The organism is Bradyrhizobium sp. CCBAU 25338, assembly GCF_028128965.1.
Taxonomy (GTDB): domain Bacteria; phylum Pseudomonadota; class Alphaproteobacteria; order Rhizobiales; family Xanthobacteraceae; genus Bradyrhizobium; species Bradyrhizobium liaoningense.
Genome location: NZ_LFKY01000001.1, coordinates 206,747 through 226,221, shown reverse-complemented (window position 1 = coordinate 226,221; position 19,475 = coordinate 206,747). Strand labels below are relative to the sequence as shown.

Below are 19,475 nucleotides of genomic sequence, written 5' to 3'. Positions count from 1 at the left end.
AGAGGCTGAGCCGACGACCATGCATAGCTCATAGGCAGCCGGAACTCCCGCTCTGCCGATTGATCGCCTGCAAATTAGACAGCTGATTTCGGTCGCTCGGATTGCGGTGGCAACAGCCGTCGCGATTTGCTCAGAGAAATCCGTGGTGCGTTGCATGTTTCCGGGGTGGAACAGCGCGCGCTCGCGTGCTGTCTGTGCAGGCACTGCTGCACCAAAACGTGCACCCCGTTCTGCGGCGCGCTGCGTCCGCGGCCTGCTGGCCCAGTGAATTGCGACAACTCTGGCCCTGTCGGAAGGCCACCGCTCTGTCGCACGCTCGCGGACGGTGGCATGACAGGGGATGCAAGATGAGCGCTCTCGGTTCGGCATTCGAGTTTGCGATGGACGGGATGGGCCCGGCGTCCGGTTCGGACGCCAGGCGTAGCTGACGCCACATGAGCTTTTTCGAAAGTCATTGGGAGGTCGGCACCGATATCGGGGGCACCTTCACCGATATCATCGCCATCAGGCGCGATTCCGCTGAGGCCCGGATCGCGAAAGTGCCGTCGCGACCGCAGGCGCCGGTTCAGGCCATGCTGGAGGCGATCGAGGCGGTGGGCCTAAGCAAGAACGAGGTCAAGCGCTTCGTCCATGGCACCACGCGCGTCACCAACGCGATCGTCGAGAACCGGCTGCCGAAGGTCGCGCTGGTCGCGACCGAAGGCTTTGCCGACGTGCTCGAGATCGCGCGCTATCGCCGCCGCGATCTCTATCGGCTCGACATTCCCCCGAAATCGCCGCCGCTGGTGCCGCCCGAACGCTGCTTCGGGCTTGCCGAGCGCCTCGATCACGAGGGCCGGGTGCTGAAGGCGCTGGAGCAAGCGGAGATCGAGCGTCTGCTGGCCTGGCTGAAGGAGACCGGCGTGCAGAGTGTCGCGGTGGCCTTGCTTCATGCCTACGCCAATCCGGTCCATGAGAAGATGCTCGGCGAGCGCCTCAAGGGCGTCGTCGCCCATGTTTCGCTGTCGCACGAGGTCAACCCCGAGGCGCGCGAGTATGAGCGGACTTCGGCGACCGTGTTCAACGCGGCCGCGATGCCGATCGCGGTCGAGTATCTGAGCGAGCTGGAGCAGCGGCTGCCGATCGGGCCGGGATTGCAGGTGTTTCATTCCGCCGGCGCCATGATCCCCATCTCGGCGGTGAAACGTCGGCCGCTGGTGATGGCGATGTCGGGACCGGCCGCCGGCGTCTCGGCGTCCGTCAGCATCGCGCGCCAGCTCGGCACCTCGCGGATGCTGACGTTCGACATGGGCGGCACCACGACCGACGTGTGCCTGATCGTCGACGGCCAGGCCGAGATGACCGACGGCCGCATGCTCGGCGACAAGCCGCTGCGCCAGCCGATGCTCGCGGTGCATTCGATCGGCGCGGGCGGCGGATCGATCGTGCGCAACGGTCCCGGCGGCCTGACGGTCGGGCCGGAGAGCGCCGGCTCCGAGCCGGGGCCGGCCTGCTACGGCCGCGGCGGCACGGAGCCGACCATCACGGACGCCAACGCCGTGCTCGGCTATCTCAATCCCGAGACCAAGCTTGGTGACCGCATTGGCATCGACATCGAGGCAGCCAGGCGCGTCATCGCGCCGATCGCGGGCGCGCTCGGACTGGGCCTGACGGAAACGGCGCTCGGCATCATCAAGGTGGCGAACGCGACGATGGCCCGCGCGCTTCGCCGCGTCACGGTCGAGCGCGGCATCGACGGGCGCGATTGCACGCTGCTCGCCTTCGGCGGCGGCGGCCCGATGCATGCCGCGGGTCTCGCCGATCTCTACGGGATCGCAGAGGTCGTCGTGCCCAGTGCATCCAGCGCCTTCTCGGCGCTGGGCTGTCTCACCGCCGATTTCAGCTTCCTGCAGCAGCAGACGCTTCGCGCCGCCCTCGACGGCATCGACCTCGCGCGCGTATCGGAGCGGATCGAGGCCCTGATTGCCGATGCATCCGCGCCGCTGCTCGCCAATGGCGTTGCCAAGGCGGAGATCCAGGTCGAGCTGGTCGCGTTGATGCGCTACGCGGCGCAGAACGATGCCATTCCGGTACCTTTCGCCTTGCCGCTGGACGTCGCCAGGCTCAAGCAGGATTTCCTGGCGCGGCATCACGAGTTGTTCGGCTATGCCACGAGCGAAAGCTGCGTCATCGAATCCGTGCGGGTGCAGGCGCGCCGCCCGTCGACGACCGTCGTGAGCCGGCCGACGACGGCGGCGAGGGCCGTGTCCACCGGCAAGCGTACCTGCTCGTTTGATGGCCTCCACCAGACGCCGACTGCGATCATCGACCGCGCTTCGCTAACAGAGATGGTGAGCGGACCCGCGATCATCGAAGACGCATGGTCCACCGTGGTCGTGCCGCCGGGCTGGCAGGCAAAGCCCGATGTATCTGGCAATCTGTTCCTGACGCGGAGGAGGGCATGAAGCTCGATCCATTCGTTGTCGAGGTGATCAGGCACGGGCTTTCCGCCGCGGCCGAGGAGATGAGCCTGGTGATGACGCGCTCGGCGCGCTCGCCGCTGCTCCGCGAGGCGGGCGACCTGTCGTCGGCGATCACCGACGGCCACGGCGGTCTGGTCGGGCAGGGGCGCGACATCCCGATCCACCTCGGCGCGATGGCCTACACCATCCCCGAATTGCTGAAGGTGGTGCCGCGCGACAGCCTGAACGACGGCGACGTGCTGATCTACAATGTCGGCGCGCTCGGCGGCAATCATCTCAACGACGTCAAGGTCGTGCGGCCCGTCTTCGTCGACGGCGACATCGTAGCGTTCGCGGTCAGCCTCGCGCACTGGCCCGACATCGGCGGCACCTGGCCTGGCAGCTATTTTGCCAAGGCGATCGACACCTTCCAGGAGGCGATGCGGATTCCGCCGGTGCTGATCGCGACCGCGGCCGGCGTCAATGCGGCGATCGTGGAGCTGCTCAAGGCCAATGTCCGCGACTCCGAATCCTGCGAGGGCGATCTTCTGGCGCAGATCGCGGCCACCAAGGCCGGCGAGAAGCGCATCGTCGAGCTCTGCCGTGAGCACGGCAAGGCGGTGTTCATGGCGACGCAGTCGCGTCTGCACGATCTCTCCGAAATCGAGATGCGCGAGGCGCTGCGCGACCTTCCGGACGGCGTCTATGAGGGCGAGGACTACCTCGACGACGGCAGCGACAACAACGGGCCGGCGCGCATCCATGTGAAGATCACCATTCGCGGCGACGAGGCGACCTTCGACCTCTCGGGGAGCTGCGACCGCGTCTCCAATTTCTGCAACACGACGCCGTTCATGGCGCGCTCGGCTGTCGCCTATGCCGCGCGCATCATGAGCGGGCGCGACATGCACCAGAACGCCGGCGCGCTCAGGCCACTGACCATCATCACGCGCCCGGGCTCGATCCTGGAGCCGGGTTGGTCGGCATCCGTCGCGGCCGGCAACCACGAGACCTCCATGCGCATCGTCGATGCGATCTTCCGCGCCATGCAGGACACCATTCCCGAACGCCTGTCGGCCGGCGGGGCGACCACCGCGGGCGTGCTGTTCTTCGCCGAACCGCGGCCGAACGGATCGTGGAAGATGCTCTACGAGGTTCATGGCGGCGGCGAAGGCGCACGGCACGATCGGGCCGGCATGTCGGCCACCCGGGTGCATCTGTCCAACACCTCGAACACGCCGGTCGAGGTGATCGAAGCGAATTACGCCATCCGGCTCGAGCAGCAGGCCATCCGCCGACGATCTGGCGGCGCGGGGGCGCTCCGCGGCGGTGACGGCTCGGTCCGCACCTACCGCATCCTCGCACCTTCGATGCACCTGACCACTTGCATCGAACGGATGGTGATTGCGCCCTGGGGCATGCAGGGCGGCGAATCCGGCAAGGCGTGCCGTATCTCGCTGGTCAGGCATGGCGCGAACGTCGCGATCGACGGCAAGTCCAACCTGGTGCTGCAGCAAGGCGATCTCGTCACGATCGAGATGTGCGGTGGCGGCGGCTATGGCGCCGCGGCCGCAGAGTGAGGGGACTGCGATGAGCAGATTGTTGCGAACCGGGCTGAATGCAGGCGACAGTGCGCCGATGGCCGTGGTCGGCGGCGAGGGCGTCTACTTCCACCTGTCCGATGGCCGCAAGCTCATCGACGGCAGCAACACCGGCGGCGGTCTCGGCCATCGCCATCCCGCAATGGTGGAGGCGATCCGCCGCGCGGCGGATACGCCTGTCGTCAACGAGGGCTGGACCTGGGTCGGCCGCGAGCAGGCCGCCGACGACCTGATGGCCACCGCCTTCAAGGGTGAAGAGGATTGGGTCGGCGCGGTGCGCTTCTGCATCAGCGGCAGCGAGGCCAACGACATGGCGTTGTCGCTCTGCCAGGCGCTGACGCAGCGCTCGGCACTCGCGACGCGCGAGCGCGCCTATCATGGCATCACCGGTCTGTCGCGCAGCATGACGGTGCAGCCGCAATGGCATGGTGGGCTTGCGGTGCATGCCGGTGGTTCGAAGCTGCCGGCGCCGATGGCGCCGGTGCGGATCCTGCCGGCGCCGGATGGCGCGATCTACGGTGCACCGGCCAACAATACGCCGCCGAGCGAGTATCTCGCGGATGCCACGCGGCTGCTCTCGGACACGGCGGCAACCATCATCGACTATACCCAGGGCGGCATCTACTACGACGGCGCCTATCAGGACGAAGTGGCGCGCTGCGCGCGGCAGGCGGGCTCCTACTGGATCGCCGACGAGGTCGTCACCGGCGCCGGGCGCGCGGGCCGCTGGTTCGCGTTCCAGGGGGCGCAAAGCCGCCCGGACATCGTCACGCTTGGCAAGTCGCTCGGCGGTGGCGCGGCGGCGGTGGCGGCGGTCGTGGTGTCCAAGGACATCGTCGAGCGGCTCAAGGGGACGAGCTGGCAAAACTATGGCACGCTGCGCGGCCATCCCATCAGCATGGCGGCCGTCAGCGCCTACCTGAAGGTTGTCACGGGCGACAAGATTCTGGAGCGTGTGCAGCAGCTCGAGAAGCTATTCATCCGCCGCCTGCTCGCGATCGCGCAGAAGCATCCGAGCGTGCAGCGCGTCGCGGGGCAGGGGCTGCACTGGACGGTGGAGCTGCACGGGCCGGACTGGCGGACCTGGCATGCCGACACGACCGAGGTGCCGATCGCCTCGCGCGTCGCGGAGCGGGCGCTGGAAGCCGGTGCGGTGATCGGTACCAGCGGCGAGCAGACCTCGCTGTTCCTGGCGCCGCCGCTGGTGATCTCCGAGCGCGAGGCTGACCAGCTTCTGGACGCGCTCGATCACGGCCTCGATATTGCCGACGAGGCGCACGGGTGAGCGCGGATCACGCAACGCCACGCCGGTCGCCGGCCTGGCCGGCGAATGAGCCCTGGCATCTCGCGATGCCGGAGGGAACGCTATACGACGCACTGGCGCGTGCAGCACGTGAACGACCGTCGCATCCGGCGACGGTGTTCTACGGCGCAAGCCTGAGCTACGCCGAGCTGTGCGACCGTGTCGATGCCATGGCCGGCTTCCTGCAGGGTGCCTGCGGCGTCAAGCGCGGCGACCGCGTCATGATCGCGCTTCAGAACTCGCCGCAATATGTCATCGCCTATTACGCGGTGATGCGGGCGGACGCCGTGATCGTCCCCGTCAATCCCATGAACAAGACCGCCGAGATCGCGTATCTCGCCGTGGACAGCGGGGCCAAGGTCGCGATCATCGGTAGCGAACTGAGCGATGTGTTTGCCCCGCTGCTGGGCGAGGCCATCAGGCATGCGATTGTCGCGCAGTATCGCGACGAGGTTCCGGCCGCGACGCCCTATACGCTGCCATCATGCGTCACGGAAGCGCCGGCCGAGGTGCCGTCATCGCCGGGCTGGCATTCCTGGTCGTCCGCGATCGCACAAGGCTTGAAGCCGGGTGTGGTGACTGCGGGGCCGGACGATCTCATGATCCTGCCCTACACGTCGGGCACCACAGGCAAGCCCAAGGCGTGCATGCATACCCATCGCAGCGCGCTGTTCACCGCCGTGTTGCAGGCGCGTTGGTATCGGCTCGGCGGCGACGACGTGATGACCGGCTTCATGCCGTTGTTCCATGTCGCGGGCATGCAGGGCTCGATGAATGCCGCCATCGTCACTGGGGCCACGCTGCTCCTGATGGCGCGCTGGGACAAGGATCTGTTGCCGGATCTGTTCGAAACCTATGGCGTGACGTTCTGGAACGCCGCGCCGACCATGATCGTCGACGTGCTCGCCAGCGCCCGGTTTCGCGACAAATGCTTTGCGAAGCTCAAGGTTCTGACCGGCGGCGGCGCGGCGATGCCGACCGCGGTCGCTGAACGGCTCAAAGGACGCTTCGGGCTTGACTTCGTCGAGGGCTACGGCATGACCGAGACGATGTCGCCGACCCATCTCAACCCGATGGCGGCGCCGAAACGGCAATGCCTTGGCATCGCCGTGCAGGAGACCGACGCAAGGGTGGTCGATCCCGAGAGCTTGATCGAGCTCGGCGACAACGTGGTCGGCGAAATCGTCGTGCACGGACCGCAGGTGCTGCAGGGGTACTGGAACAGGCCGCAGGCGAATGCCGAGGCCTTCATCGAACTCGACGGCAAGCGGTTCCTGCGTACGGGCGATCTCGGCTATCGCGATGCCGAGGGCTACTTCTTCGCCGTCGATCGCCTGAAGCGGATGATCAATGTCAGCGGCTTCAAGGTGTGGCCGGCCGAGGTCGAGGCCGCGATGTACCAGAACCGCGCTATCCGGGAGTGCTGCATCATTTCAGCGCCGGACGATTACCGCGGCGAGACCGTCAAGGCGCTTGTCGTGCTGGCCGAGGCGGCGCGGGCAACAACATCGCCCGATGACATCGTTGGCTGGGCGCGCGGCGTGATGGCGAGCTACAAGGCGCCTCGCGCGGTCGTCTTCGTCGACCAGCTGCCGCGCACCGCGAGCAACAAGATCAACTGGCGGCTGTTGCAGGACGCCGAATGGGGGCGAACGGCATGAAATCTGCTTGGCTGGAAAACGGACGCAAGGCGGCGTTATGCTGTCGCTACGCCCTTGAAGCTGCGATCCCCAGCCTCGCCAGGAAATTCGTGAAGAGATCAGGAAGTCGCTGATGCGAATCGTCAATGTCGCCGCCGCCCAGATGGGCCCGATCCAGAAAGCCGACAGCCGCGAGGCCGTGGTCAAGCGCATGATCGCGCTGATGGACGAGGCCAAGAGCAAGGGCGCCGACTTGATCGTCTATCCCGAGTTGGCGCTGACGACGTTCTTCCCGCGCTGGTATGTCGAGGACCGGGCCGAGTTCGACGTCTGGTTCGAGCGGGAGATGCCGAACGCGGCGACGAAGCCGCTGTTCGAACGTGCGGCTCAGCACGGAATGGCGATGAACTTCGGTTACGCGGAGTTGACGCCCGACGGCCATCATTTCAACACAGCTATTCTCACCGACAAGTCCGGCAAGATCGTCGGCAAATACCGCAAGGTCCATCTGCCGGGCCATGTGGAATACGACACCAAGCGCTCGCACCAGCATCTGGAGAAGCGCTATTTCGAGCCGGGCGATCTCGGCTTCAAGGTCTGGCGTGCGCTGGGCGGCATCATCGGCATGGCGATCTGCAACGACCGCCGCTGGCCCGAGACCTATCGCGTCATGGGCTTGCAGGGCGTCGAGATGGTGCTGATCGGCTACAACACGCCATCCGTGAATGCCGAGAAGAGCGAGGAGGGCGTCGAGAAGCGCCTGTTCCACAATCGGCTCTCGGTGCAGGCCGGCGCCTACCAGAACGCAACCTGGGTGGTCGCGGTGGCCAAGGCTGGCGTCGAGGACGGCCACCCGCTGTTCGGCGGTAGCCTGATCGTCGATCCCAATGGCGAGATCGTTGCAGAAGCCAAGACGGATGACGACGAGGTCCTGGTCCATGCTTGCGACCTCGATGCGACGGTCTTCGGCAAGACCACGATCTTCGATTTCGCCCGGCATCGCCGCATCGAGCATTATGGCCTGATCACCAGCCAGACCGGCGCGGTGCCGCCGCCGGAGACGTGACGCCGATGGCTGACAAGGGCATCTCCCTGCGCGAGCTTGACGCGCGTGACCGCTACAAGCTGCTCTGCGGCGTTGTGGTGCCGCGGCCGATCGCGCTGGTGACGACGCTGGACGAGAACGGAGCTGTCAATGCCGCACCGTTCAGCTTCTTCAACGTCTTCTCGGAAAGTCCTGCGCTGATCGTGCTTGGGCTCCAGCACAAGCCGGATCACAGCCCGAAGGACACGACCCGCAACATCCATCGCGACGGCGAGTTCGTCGTGCACATGGTGGATGAAGCGCTGTCGGTGGCGATGAACGACTGCGCGGTCGATTTCCCCTCCGGCGACAGCGAGGTCGCCGCGACGGGCCTGGCGACGCTTCCGTCGGTGGACGTGAAGGTGCCGCGCCTAGCCGCAGCGCCGTTCGCGCTGGAATGCCGGCGCCATGTGGTGCTGACCTTCTCGGCGGATCGCGAGTTGCTGGTTGGCGAGGTGCTCAGGGTGCACGCCCGCGAGGGCCTCGTCGATACCGCCAACATGTATGTCGATCTCGATGCCTACCGGCCGATCGGCCGCATGTTCGGAAATCTCTACACGACGCAGCGGGATACGTTTGCGCTTGTCCGCGAGAGCCATGCGCAATGGCTCGCGCGGCAGGACGCCAGAGAGCTGAAGGACGCCTAGTGAGCCGAGAACTGCACCGTACCCAGCGCCATGGTGACGGCCGCCTGTGTCGGGTCGATCACGGGGATTTGCAGCGCGTCTTCGAGCGGACGGCGATGGCGCGCCATGCCGGCGCAGCCCATCACGATGGCGCGGGCGCCGTCCTCGTCGCGCAGCGCGCGGCCGACCTCGATCATTTTCGCCAGCGTGCCCTCGCCCGAAGCGGTTTCCGCAACGCTCATGTTCAGCGGCCGCTCGCCGGCGAGGCGGTCGGTCAATCCCATCTGCCTGAGATAGCGCATATGACGCGGGATCGATCGCTGGGCAATCGCGATGACGCCGAAGGTCTCCGCGCGAGCAAGCGCCGTGAGCACGCCGCACTCGGCAATGCCGAACACGGGGCGGTCGGTGCCTTCACGGCAGACTTGCAGTCCGGGATCGCTGTAGCAGGCGATGACGAAGGCGGCCGAGCTGTTGTCGCTCTCGACCAGCCGGCGCAGCGGCATGGCAACGCTATCGACGTCCGCCTGGCTCTCGATGCCAAAGGGACCCTCGGCCAGCGTCTGGCAGACCACTTCCGGCCCGCTCTCGAAGTCGAGCGGCTTCAACGCATCCTCCAGCCCTTGCGTGACCTTGTGGTTGGAGTTCGGATTGATGACGAGAATGCGCGGCCGGGACATGATGGTCTTTCTGCAAAATGGAGATCACTTGTTTCAGGCATATCATGGAGTGCCTCATGACTGAACCAGTTTACGACCTGATCATCCGCGGTGGCCGCGTCGCCACCACCACCGACGTCTTCGAGGCCGATGTCGCGATTTCCGGCGAGACGATCGCGGCCATCGGGAACGGCCTTCCGGCGGCCAATCGCGAGATCGACGCGCGCGGCAAGCTGGTGCTGCCCGGCGGCGTCGACAGCCATGCTCATATCGAGCAGCTCTCCGCTGCCGGCATCATGAATGCAGATACGTTCGAAAGCGCGACGGTCTCTGCCGCCTTCGGTGGCACCACCACGGTGATCCCGTTCGCCGCCCAGCATGTCGGGATGAAGCTGCCGCAGGTGGTGGACGACTATCACGCGCTCGCCAGGAAGGGCGCAGTGATCGACTACGCCTTTCACATGATCATTGCGGACGCGACCAGGGAGACGGTCGAGGAGCACATCCCGGCGCTGGTGAAGCAGGGCCATGCCTCGATCAAGATCTTCATGACCTATGACCGGCTCAAGGTGGACGACGAGCCGCTGCTCGACATTCTGCTCGCTGCGCGCCAGTCCGGCGCGATGCTGTGCGCGCATGCCGAGAATCACGGCATCATCGCCTGGATGGTGAAGCGCCTGCTTTCACGCGGCTACACCATGCCGAAATACCACGCCGTCAGCCACGCGCGCGTGTCGGAGGCGGAAGCGTTCACGCGGCTGATCGGCATGGCGGCGCTGATCGACCAGCCGGTCATGATCTTCCACGTCTCGACCGCCGAAGGCGCCAAGGTGATCCGCGATGCGCGCGGGCAGGGGCTCAAGGTCTTCGCCGAGACCTGTCCGCAATATCTCTTCCTCACGGCGGGCGATCTCGACAAGCCCGGCGCGGAAGGCGCCAAATGGATGTGCAGCCCGCCGCCGCGCACGCATTCGGACCAGGAGGCGCTATGGCAGGCACTCTCGCTCGGCGATCTCCAGACCATCTCGTCCGACCACGCGCCGTATCGTTATGACGAGACCGGCAAGCTGCGCGCCGGCCCCAATCCGAACTTCAAGCAGGTCGCGAACGGCCTGCCGGGACTTGAGCTGCGGCTGCCGCTGCTGTTCGACGCGATGGTGTCGAAGGGACGGCTAGGCCTGGAGAAATTCGTCGAGCTGACCGCGACGGCGCCGGCAAAGATCTACAATCTGCATCCGCGCAAGGGCTCGATCGCCGTCGGCGCGGATGCCGATATCGCGATCTGGGATCCGAACCGTGAGGTGACGATCACGGATGAGATGATGCACGATCTCACCGGCTACACGCCGTTTGCGGGCCGCAAGCTGAAGGGCTGGCCGGTATCCGTGCTCTCGCGCGGCCGCGTGGTCGTCGAGGGCAACAAGTGCCTCGCGAGCGCCGGCAGCGGAAAGTTCCTGGCGCGCAGCGGCGGCGAGGCGGCGAAGCCGACCGGCCGGCTCGTCGCCGACATGGATCCGGAACGGAATTTCGGAGCGAAGCTGCTGTGACGGCGGATCGCGCGCGATGAAGATCGTCATCTTCGGCGGCACCGGCTTTGTCGGCCTCAATCTTGCCGAGGTGCTGCTCGCGCGCGGCCACGACGTGACGCTGTATGATCGTTCGCCGCTGCCGCCGGCTGCGCAGCGATCCCTGCTGGATTTTCGGGAGCGGCTCCGAATCGTTCAAGGCGATATCACCGACGGGGCCGGTATCGATGCCCTCATCGCTGAAGGCTGGGACGCAATCGTGCTGGGCGCCGCGGTCACCGCAGGCGATGACCTCGAACGCGCATCGCCCGCGCGTGTTCTCGAGATCAACGTGATGGCGCAGATCCCGATCCTGCAAGCGGCGATCCGTCACGGCGTTCGCCGCTTCGTCAATCTGTCCTCGGCGTCGGCCTATGGCACCGCCGGCCAGCGTCATGAAGTCCTGGACGAGGAAACGGCCTGCGATCCCGTCTCGTTCTACGCCATCAGCAAGTTCACCTCGGAACGCTCCGTAGCGCGCCATGCCGAGCTCTTCGGCGGCGATTTCCTGAGCGTGCGGCTGAGCGCCGTGTTTGGCCCATGGGAGCGGGCCGGCGCGGTGCGCGATACGCCCAGCCTCCAATTCCAGATCCTGGCCGCGTTCGCCCGCGGCGAGCCGGCGATCATGCCGGGACCAGGCTTCAAAGATTGGATCTACGCCGTCGACGCCGCCGAGGCCGTGGCTGTGCTGATCGAGGCCGAGCGGCCGCGCCGTCGTCTCTACAACATCTCCAGCGGCGCGGCCTGGTCGGCGCTGCAATGGGGCGAGGCCTTTGCGGCACTTCATCCCGGCCTGCACTGCCGGCTTGCGAATCCGGGCGAGACAACCGTCATCAAGCTGCATGGCGGCGATCGTGCACCGCTCTCGGTTGCACGGATGACCGATGAGTTCAGCTGGCGTGCGCGGTTCGGCTGCGCCGAGTCCGCCGCTGCGATGAGCGCCTGGTGGGTGCAGCACAAGGAGGGGATCTGACATGCGGCTGGAAGGGCGCACCGCCATCATTACGGGGGCCGGCTCGGGCATTGGCCGCGCCAGCGCAAGGTTGTTTGCAGAAGAAGGAGCGCGTCTCGCTCTGGTCGATCGCGATGGCGCGGGGCTCCAAGAAACGCTAGGTCTCGTAGGTGAAGCAACGACGCATGTCGGCGACGTCGGCGATGCCGCATTCGCCGAAACTGTTGTCGGCGAGGCCATCGCGCGGCACGGTAGGCTCGACATCCTGATGACGGCAGCAGGCTTTTCCTGCGGTGGCACCGTGTTGACCACGAGCCCGGAAGACTGGGACGCGGTGTTCCGCGCCAATGTCGGCGGCACATGGCTGTGGGCGCGGGCCGCGGTGCCGCAGATGCAGCGGCAAAAGAGCGGCTCGATCATCACGCTCGCATCGCAGCTCGCGTTGGCCGGCGGCAAGGGCAACAGCGCCTATATCGCCGCCAAGGGGGCGATCGTCAGCCTGACGCGGACGATGGCTGTGGATTTCGCAACGGACGGCATTCGGGTCAACGCCATCGCGCCGGGCGCGATCGACACGCCGATGCTTCGCCGCAGCTTCGCCCGTCACGCCAATTCGGACGAGGTGCGCGAGGCCTCGCGCAACCGCCATGCCATGAAGCGGTTCGGTCAGGCGGAGGAGATCGCCCAGACCGCGCTGCATCTTGCCAGCGATGCGTCCTCGTTCACCACTGGTACCGTGATGGTGGTCGACGGAGGCTGGCTCGCGGCATGAGTGACGCGTTGGCAAAACTCGAAGCGGGCGTTCGCGCCGATCTCGACAAGATCGCGCATCCCGGTGCCGCGTGGCTCGAACCGAAGACCGGGCCGGACGGCAATCCAGCGCTGGATGTGCTCATCATCGGCGCCGGCCAATCCGGCGTCGCCATCGGCTTCGGCCTGATGCGCTCCCGCGTCAGCAACATCCTCCTGATCGACAAGGCCGAGGAGGGGATGGAGGGCCCGTGGCTCACCTATGCCCGGATGCCGACGCTGCGCAGCCCGAAGGATTACACCGGTCCCGATCTCGACATCCCGAGCCTTACCTACCAGTCCTGGCACGAAGCCCGGTTCGGCAAGGAGAGCTGGCAGACGCTCGGTCTGATTCCGCGCGCGCACTGGGCCGAGTACCTGCTCTGGCTGCGGCGCACGCTCGACTTGCCGGTATGCAACGGCCGTGAGCTCCTGGAGATTGCGCCAGCGGCCGACGGCCTGCTCGCCGCGCACGTGAAGCATGCCGAAGGGGCGGAGACGCTTTATGCGCGCAAGATCGTGCTGGCCACCGGTCAGGAGGGCATGGGCGGCTGGATGATCCCGGAGCCGCTGCGCGATCTGCCGGCGACTTCGGTCGCGACCGTCGCCGACGACATCGATTTCGGAGGCCTTCGCGGCAAGCGCGTCGTCGTGATCGGCGCCGGCGCGTCCGCCTTCGACAATGCGGCCACCGCGTTGGAGGCGGGTGCCTCCGAAGTGCACCTGCTCTGCCGCCGCGCGCAGATCCAGGTGATCCAGCCCTATCGCTGGCTGACCTTTCGCGGCTTCCTGCGCCATCTCAGCGATCTCGATGATGCCTGGCGCTGGCGCTTCATGCGCAAGGTCCTCGAGATGCGGGAAGGATTTCCGCAACCCACCTACGACCGCTGCGCGCGGCACGCCAATTTCTCATTGCACGAGGGGGCGCCGGTGAAGGCCGCGTGCGTGACCGGCAAAGGCGTTGAACTCCAAACGCCGCGTGGTGTCGTCACGGCCGATTTCGTCATCTGCGGCACCGGCATCGACATGGACTTTGCCGGTCGCCGCGAGCTCGCCGGATTCGCCGGCAACGTCGCCAGCTGGGCCGATCGGTACGAGCCGCCGGAAGACGAACGCAACGAGCGGCTCGGCCGCTTTCCCTATCTCGCCGATGACTACGCCTTCACCGAGCGCGTGCCGGGCAAGACACCGTGGATCTCGGACATCCATCTCTTCGCCATCGCCTCGACCATGAGTTTTGGTCCATCGGGATCGTCGATCAACGCGATGACCACCGCAGTGCCCAAGCTCGTGAATGGGCTGACGCGCGGCCTGTTCCGCGCCGATGTCGAGCGGCACTGGGCTTCGCTCAGCGCCTACGACGTGCCGCAGGCGGTGGTTGCGCGGCCGGCGCGAAAGACGGAGGAGCAGCGATGATCATCCACCCCCGCCGCAGCGAAGATTGGCGCGCAACTTGCTTCTTTCTTGACCAGCCTTGGCGACCTTCCTGTTCGACAATTCAAGGGAAAACGAATGCGTTTTGTGTCTTTCAGATCCGCGACCACGATCCTCGCCACCACCGCGCTGTTGCTGATCGCGACCGCGCCGTCGCATGCGCAATCCAGGGCGGAAACGCTGCGCTATGTGACCGGCGCATCGGTCAACACGCTCGATCCAAACATCCCCGGCGCGACCCGCGAATCCTTCGGGCTCAGCATGAGCACCTACGATCGGCTGGTATCGTTCGGTCGCAAGCAGCTCAACGGCAAATGGGTGTTCGATCTCGACACCATCAACGGCGAGCTCGCCGAATCCTACGACGTCAGCCCCGATGGCCTGAAGATCACCTTCCGTCTGCGAAAGGACGCCAAGTTCCAGGACGGCTCGCCCGTCACCGCCGAGGACGTGAAATGGTCGCTCGATCGCTGCGTCACCGCGCCGATCCTCGGCAAGGCGCAGCTGCTGACGGGATCGCTCACCTCGGCCGACCAGTTCAAGGTGATTGATCCCCTGACGATCGAGGTGACGCTGCCGAAGCCCGACAAGCTGGCGCTGCCGAATCTCGCCACCGTCTATCCGATGATCATCAACTCGAAGCTGGCCAAGGAGCATGCGACCGCGGACGATCCGTGGGCGATGGCCTGGTTGAAGGAGCACACCGCCGGCAGCGGCGCCTATGTGGTCGAGAGTTTCAAGCCCGGCGAGCAGGTGACCCTCAAGCGCAACGAGGCCTGGAACCGCGGTTCTCCCGACCGGCCCGCCTTCTTCAAGCGCATCATCGTGCAATCGGTGCCGGAGCCGGCGACCCGCGCCAATCTGGTCGAACGCGGCGATGCCGATATCGTACTCGATCTCCAGGCGAGCGACGTCCAGTCGCTCGAAGCCAAGGGCAAGTTGAAGGTGGTCTCGACGCCGCAATACAACGCGATCACGTTCGTCTCGATGAACAACCAGATCCCGCCCTTCGACAACGTCAACGTCCGCCGCGCCATCGCGTTCGCGCTGCCTTACGAGGACATGTTCAAGGCAGCCTTGTTCGGCCGCGGCGCGCCGCTGTACGGCGCCAGCTGGCCGGACGGCAAACCGCTGAACGGAATCTATCCGTTCCAGCAGCCGGTCAAGCTCGACCTCGACAAGGCAAAGGAATATCTCAAGGCCGCCGGATTCCCGGAGGGCTTCTCGACCACTTTCAGCTTCAATGTCGGGTGGGCCTCCCAGGCGGAGCCGATGGCGGCGCTGATCAAGGAGTCGCTCGGCAAGATCGGGATCAAGGTCGACATCCAGAAGCTGCCGGACGCGCAGATGTCAACGCTGATCAACGAGAAGAAACTGCCCTTCTTCACCGAAGGCATCGTCGCCTGGCTGCCGTCGACGGACTACTTCTACCGCAACTTCTATACCGGCAGTCAGCGCTGGAACTACTCGTCGATCAACAATCCCGACCTGGCCGCGATTGCGCAGGGAGCCCGCTTCGAGCCGGACAAGGCCAAGTATGAGGAGGCCGGCCGCAAGCTCAATGCGATGCATTTCGACCTGATGCCGCAGATCATGCTGTGGCAGCCAAACCAGGATGCGGTGATGGCGGCCACCGTCGAAGGCTACACCTACGAGTTCCACCGCCAGGTCGACTATCGCAACCTGAGCCGCAAGTAGCTTCCGAAAGCAGGAGAGGTGCCGAAAAGTGAAGACCGGTCTTGGTGCAACGATAATACGGGCGGGCAGGCGGCTTCTGTCGTCGCTGCCGGCGCTGTTCGGGGTGCTGGTCTTCACCTTCCTGCTGATGCGCGTCCTGCCGGGCGACCCCGCGGTGTTCTTCGCCTCGGGGCCGAACGCCGGCAAGGAGGAGATCGAGCAGATCCGCAAGCAGATGGGGCTCAACAAGTCGGTGCCGGAGCAGCTCGTGTTCTATCTCTCCGACATCGGCCACGGCAATCTCGGCCGCTCCATGATGACGGGACAGCCGGTGCTCAAGGATCTGCGCGAACGGCTGCCGGCCTCGCTGGAGCTCACCTTCACGGCGCTCCTGATCGCGATGGTTGCGGCGGTGCCCCTCGGCGTCGTCGCGGCGCTGCGGCCGGGATCGATCGTCGATCACGGCGTGCGGCTGTTCTGCGCGCTCGGCGTCTGCGTGCCGACCTTCGTCTCGGGCCTGCTGCTGATCTACGTCTTCTACTATCTGCTCGGGCTCTCGCCTGATCCGACCGGGCGGATCGACGTCTTCACCTCGCTGCCGCCGCAACGCACCGGCTTTCTCTCCATCGATTTCCTGCTCGCCGGCGATCTCGAGGGCTGGTGGGCGGCCTGCAAGCAGCTGATCCTGCCGGCCGTCAGCATGGCGCTGTTCGTGATCGCGCCGCTGGCGCGGATCACGCGCGCCTCGATGCTGGTTTCGCTCGGCAGCGATTTCGTGCGCACCGCGCGCTCGGTCGGCTTGTCCTGGCGCAAGGTGGTCGTGACCTACGCGCTGCGTAATGCGATCCTTCCGGTCATCACCATTGCCGGCATCGTGTTCTCGACCATGCTGGGCGCCAATGTGCTGGTGGAGAAGGTGTTCTCCTGGCCGGGCGTTGCCTCCTATGCGCTCGATGCGCTTCTGTCCTCCGACTATGCGCCGGTGCAGGGCTTCGTGCTGCTGATGGCCAGCCTGTTCGTGCTGGTCAATCTCGTGGTCGATATCTGCTACGGCATCGCCGATCCCAGGGTGTCGATCGAATGACCAGTGCAACCCTCCGCCATTCGGTCTGGATCCTGCGCGGCAATCCGCTCACCGCGGTTGCGGCGACCGGTGTGCTCGTCTTCCTCCTGGTCGCGATCTTCGGGCCCTGGATCGTGCCTTACGATCCCGTGGCCTCGAACGTCTCGGAGGCGTTGCAGCCGCCGAGTGCGACGCACATTGCCGGTACGGATCAGCTCGGACGCGATGTGTTCAGCCGTCTCATCATCGCCGCGCGGCTCGACCTCGCCATCGCGGTCTCCGCGGTCGGGATCTCCTTCCTGATCGGGGCCGTTGTCGGCGCGTTCTGCGGCTATGCCGGCGGCCGGCTCGATCGCGCCGTCGGCCGTTTCGTCGACGTGATGATGGCGTTCCCGCTGTTCGTGCTGGCGATGGCGATGGTCGCCGCGCTGGGCAACCGGATCGAGAACATCGTGATCGCGACCGCAATCATCAATCTTCCCTTCTACATCCGCTTCGCGCGGGCCGAGGTCAACGTCAGGCGCAATGTCGGCTGGGTCGAGGCCGCACGCGCCTGCGGCGAGAGCCATTTTTCCGTGGTGCTGCGCTTCCTGCTGCCGAACATCCTGCCGGCGATGGCGGTGCAGATCTCGCTCAATCTCGGCTGGGCCATCCTGAATGCCGCCGGCCTGTCCTTCATCGGCCTCGGCGTCAAGCCGCCGACGCCGGAATGGGGCATCATGGTCGCCGAGGGCGCGCGCTTCATCTCGACCGGACGGTGGTGGCTGGTGGCCTTTCCAGGCCTTGCGCTGATGATGGCGGTGCTATGCTTCAATCTCCTCGGCGACGGGATGCGGGACATTCTCGATCCCCGGATGCGCACATGAGCGAGGACCTGCTCAGGATCGACGACCTCCACGTCGCGTTCTCGACGCGGCGCGGGATGGTCGAGGCCGTGCGCGGCGTGACGCTGACCGTCAAGGCCGGTGAGATGCTCGGCCTCGTCGGCGAGAGCGGCTCGGGCAAGTCGGTCACGGGCTTTGCGACGACGCGGCTGCTCGATGCCGCAGGGCGCGTCACCGGCGGCAAGATCCTATTTCGCGGGCAGGACGTGACGAAGCTCAGGGGCGATGACCTCCGTCAGCTCCAGGGGGCCGCGATGTCGATGATCTTCCAGAACCCGCGGGCGGCGCTCAATCCGATCCGGGCCATCGGACTGCAGATTGCGGACGCGATCCTCACGCACAAGCGCATCTCGAAGGAGGCCGCGCGCGCCGAGGCGCTGGAGCTGCTGCGCGCCGTTCAGATCCGGGATCCCGAGCAGCGGATGAATGCTTATCCGCACGAGCTCTCCGGCGGCATGTGCCAACGCGTCATGATCGCGATTGCGATCTCCTGCAATCCCGCGCTGCTGATCGCCGACGAGCCGACGACCGGGCTCGACGTCACCACGCAAAAGGTGGTGATGGATCTCCTGGCAGACATTGCCGCCGCGCGAGGCATGGCGACGATTTTGATCACGCATGACCTCGGTCTCGCGGCGCGCTATTGCCGCCGCATCGCCGTGATGGAGCGTGGCCGCATCGTCGAGGAGGCGAGCCCCGGCAAGCTCTTCAGCGCGCCGCAGCACGCCTATACGAGGCGTCTGGTCGCGGCATCGCCGACGGCGACGTCGCGGATCGAAGACCTCGTGACTGACGAGGAGAGAGAGCGTTACAACGCCGTTCTCGACAAGCCACGGTCGGTGCTGCCACATGGCACGCCGCCGCTCCTGGAAGTGCGGAAGCTCGCAAAGCGTTTCGACCAGGGCTCCGCGGCGGTTGCCGACTTTTCGATGACCATGGCCGGCGGCGAGAGCGTCGGTCTGGTCGGCGAGTCCGGCTCCGGCAAGAGCACGACGTCGCGCATGATCTGCCGTCTCATCGACCCCAGCGAGGGCGACATCGTGTTCGACGGGCAGTCGATCGGGCACGTGGCGGCGCGGGACTTCCACCGCTCGCCATTGCGCAAAGACATCCAGATGGTCTTTCAGGATCCGAACGAGAGCCTCAACCCGCGCTTTACCGCGTTCGATTGTATTGCCCATCCGTTGATGCGGCTCGACGGCATGCGTGCGGGTGAGGCGCTGCGCAAGCGGGTGGAAGAATGCGCGGAACGGGTGGGGCTGCCGCTGGATCTGTTGCCGCGGTTTCCGCATCAGCTCTCCGGCGGGCAGAAGGCCCGTGTCGGCATCGCCCGCGCCATCGCCTGCCGGCCGCGGCTCCTGGTGCTGGACGAGCCGACCGCCGCGCTCGACGTCTCCGTTCAGGCGGTGGTGTTGCAACTGCTCGACCGGCTGCGGCGCGAGAACGACATCGCGCTGCTGTTCGTCAGCCACGATCTCAACGTGGTGCGCATGCTCTGCGACCGCACCATCGTGCTGCGCAATGGCGGCATCGTCGAGCAGGGCGAAAGCCGGGCGCTGTTCGACAATCCGAAGACCGACTACACGCGCAAACTGGTCGAGGCGATCCCGCATATCGAGACAGGACCGGCGCTGGCGGCCGCTCTTTGAAGCCTGGCGCGGCCAATAAAGAGAGATGAGATCCCGCTGGCGAAGGCCCATTTAGTGGCATACCATTTGCTTGCAAATGGGTTCGGTTTCACTTGCCCTTGGCCGACG

At 65.9% G+C, this 19,475-nt stretch carries 15 protein-coding genes; 14 read left to right on the top strand and 1 reads right to left on the bottom strand.

All coding sequences use genetic code 11. The features are described 5' to 3' along the window. Positions 1-434 precede the first annotated feature (434 nt). The 6 genes from ACM42_RS00980 (at position 435) to ACM42_RS00955 (ending at position 8,716) form a co-directional block, all read left to right on the top strand. On the top strand, positions 435-2,444 hold the full coding sequence (locus ACM42_RS00980; RefSeq protein ID WP_271526260.1) for a hydantoinase/oxoprolinase family protein: 2,010 nt from the start codon (positions 435-437) through the stop codon (positions 2,442-2,444). Continuing rightward, positions 2,441-4,021: a hydantoinase B/oxoprolinase family protein gene (locus ACM42_RS00975; RefSeq protein ID WP_271526259.1), complete on the top strand. Its 1,581-nt coding sequence runs from the start codon at positions 2,441-2,443 to the stop codon at positions 4,019-4,021. Before ACM42_RS00980 ends, ACM42_RS00975 begins: the two co-directional genes overlap by 4 nt. 10 nt (positions 4,022-4,031) lie before the next feature. After that, the gene (locus ACM42_RS00970) at positions 4,032-5,327 is read left to right on the top strand and encodes a class-III pyridoxal-phosphate-dependent aminotransferase (RefSeq protein WP_271526258.1); all 1,296 of its coding nucleotides are present in this window, start codon (positions 4,032-4,034) and stop codon (positions 5,325-5,327) included. Next, complete coding sequence (locus tag ACM42_RS00965; RefSeq protein ID WP_271526257.1) at positions 5,324-7,006, top strand: long-chain fatty acid--CoA ligase; 1,683 nt, start codon at positions 5,324-5,326, stop codon at positions 7,004-7,006. The genes ACM42_RS00970 and ACM42_RS00965 overlap by 4 nt, the downstream gene beginning before the upstream one ends. 112 nt (positions 7,007-7,118) lie before the next feature. Beyond that, a complete protein-coding gene (locus ACM42_RS00960; protein WP_271526256.1) occupies positions 7,119-8,051 on the top strand; it encodes an N-carbamoyl-D-amino-acid hydrolase in 933 nt (310 codons plus the stop codon). A gap of 5 nt (positions 8,052-8,056) precedes the next feature. Beyond that, positions 8,057-8,716 carry a flavin reductase family protein gene (locus tag ACM42_RS00955; RefSeq protein ID WP_271526255.1) on the top strand — a complete coding sequence of 220 codons (660 nt, stop codon included), beginning with the start codon at positions 8,057-8,059 and terminating at the stop codon, positions 8,714-8,716. Here the strand turns inward: ACM42_RS00955 and ACM42_RS00950 are convergent. Continuing rightward, entirely contained in the window at positions 8,713-9,375 is a 663-nt protein-coding gene (locus tag ACM42_RS00950; RefSeq protein WP_271526254.1) for an aspartate/glutamate racemase family protein, read from the bottom strand. The genes ACM42_RS00955 and ACM42_RS00950 overlap by 4 nt on opposite strands. A 56-nt stretch (positions 9,376-9,431) precedes the next feature. Between ACM42_RS00950 and hydA the strand changes: the two genes are divergently transcribed. The 8 genes from hydA (at position 9,432) to nikE (ending at position 19,367) form a co-directional block, all read left to right on the top strand. Next, positions 9,432-10,901, top strand: coding sequence for a dihydropyrimidinase (gene hydA / locus ACM42_RS00945; protein ID WP_271526253.1), 1,470 nt, complete (start codon positions 9,432-9,434; stop codon positions 10,899-10,901). A 16-nt stretch (positions 10,902-10,917) separates the two neighbouring features. Continuing rightward, positions 10,918-11,892, top strand: a complete 975-nt coding sequence (locus ACM42_RS00940) for an NAD-dependent epimerase/dehydratase family protein (protein WP_271526252.1) — start codon at positions 10,918-10,920, stop codon at positions 11,890-11,892. Between the two features lies 1 nt (position 11,893). Then, a complete protein-coding gene (locus ACM42_RS00935) occupies positions 11,894-12,643 on the top strand; it encodes an SDR family oxidoreductase (RefSeq protein WP_271526251.1) in 750 nt (249 codons plus the stop codon). After that, entirely contained in the window at positions 12,640-14,076 is a 1,437-nt protein-coding gene (locus ACM42_RS00930) for an NAD(P)-binding domain-containing protein (RefSeq protein WP_271526250.1), read from the top strand. Before ACM42_RS00935 ends, ACM42_RS00930 begins: the two co-directional genes overlap by 4 nt. 96 nt (positions 14,077-14,172) lie before the next feature. Beyond that, positions 14,173-15,792, top strand: coding sequence for an ABC transporter substrate-binding protein (locus ACM42_RS00925; RefSeq protein ID WP_271526249.1), 1,620 nt, complete (start codon positions 14,173-14,175; stop codon positions 15,790-15,792). Positions 15,793-15,820: 28 nt separating this feature from the next. After that, positions 15,821-16,855 (top strand): ABC transporter permease, encoded by a 1,035-nt coding sequence (locus tag ACM42_RS00920; RefSeq protein WP_271526248.1) that lies wholly within the window; start codon positions 15,821-15,823, stop codon positions 16,853-16,855. Next, positions 16,852-17,700 (top strand): ABC transporter permease, encoded by an 849-nt coding sequence (locus ACM42_RS00915; RefSeq protein WP_271526247.1) that lies wholly within the window; start codon positions 16,852-16,854, stop codon positions 17,698-17,700. The genes ACM42_RS00920 and ACM42_RS00915 overlap by 4 nt, the downstream gene beginning before the upstream one ends. After that, positions 17,697-19,367 carry a nickel ABC transporter ATP-binding protein NikE gene (gene nikE, locus ACM42_RS00910; protein WP_271526246.1) on the top strand — a complete coding sequence of 557 codons (1,671 nt, stop codon included), beginning with the start codon at positions 17,697-17,699 and terminating at the stop codon, positions 19,365-19,367. The genes ACM42_RS00915 and nikE overlap by 4 nt, the downstream gene beginning before the upstream one ends. Positions 19,368-19,475: the final 108 nt, after the last annotated feature.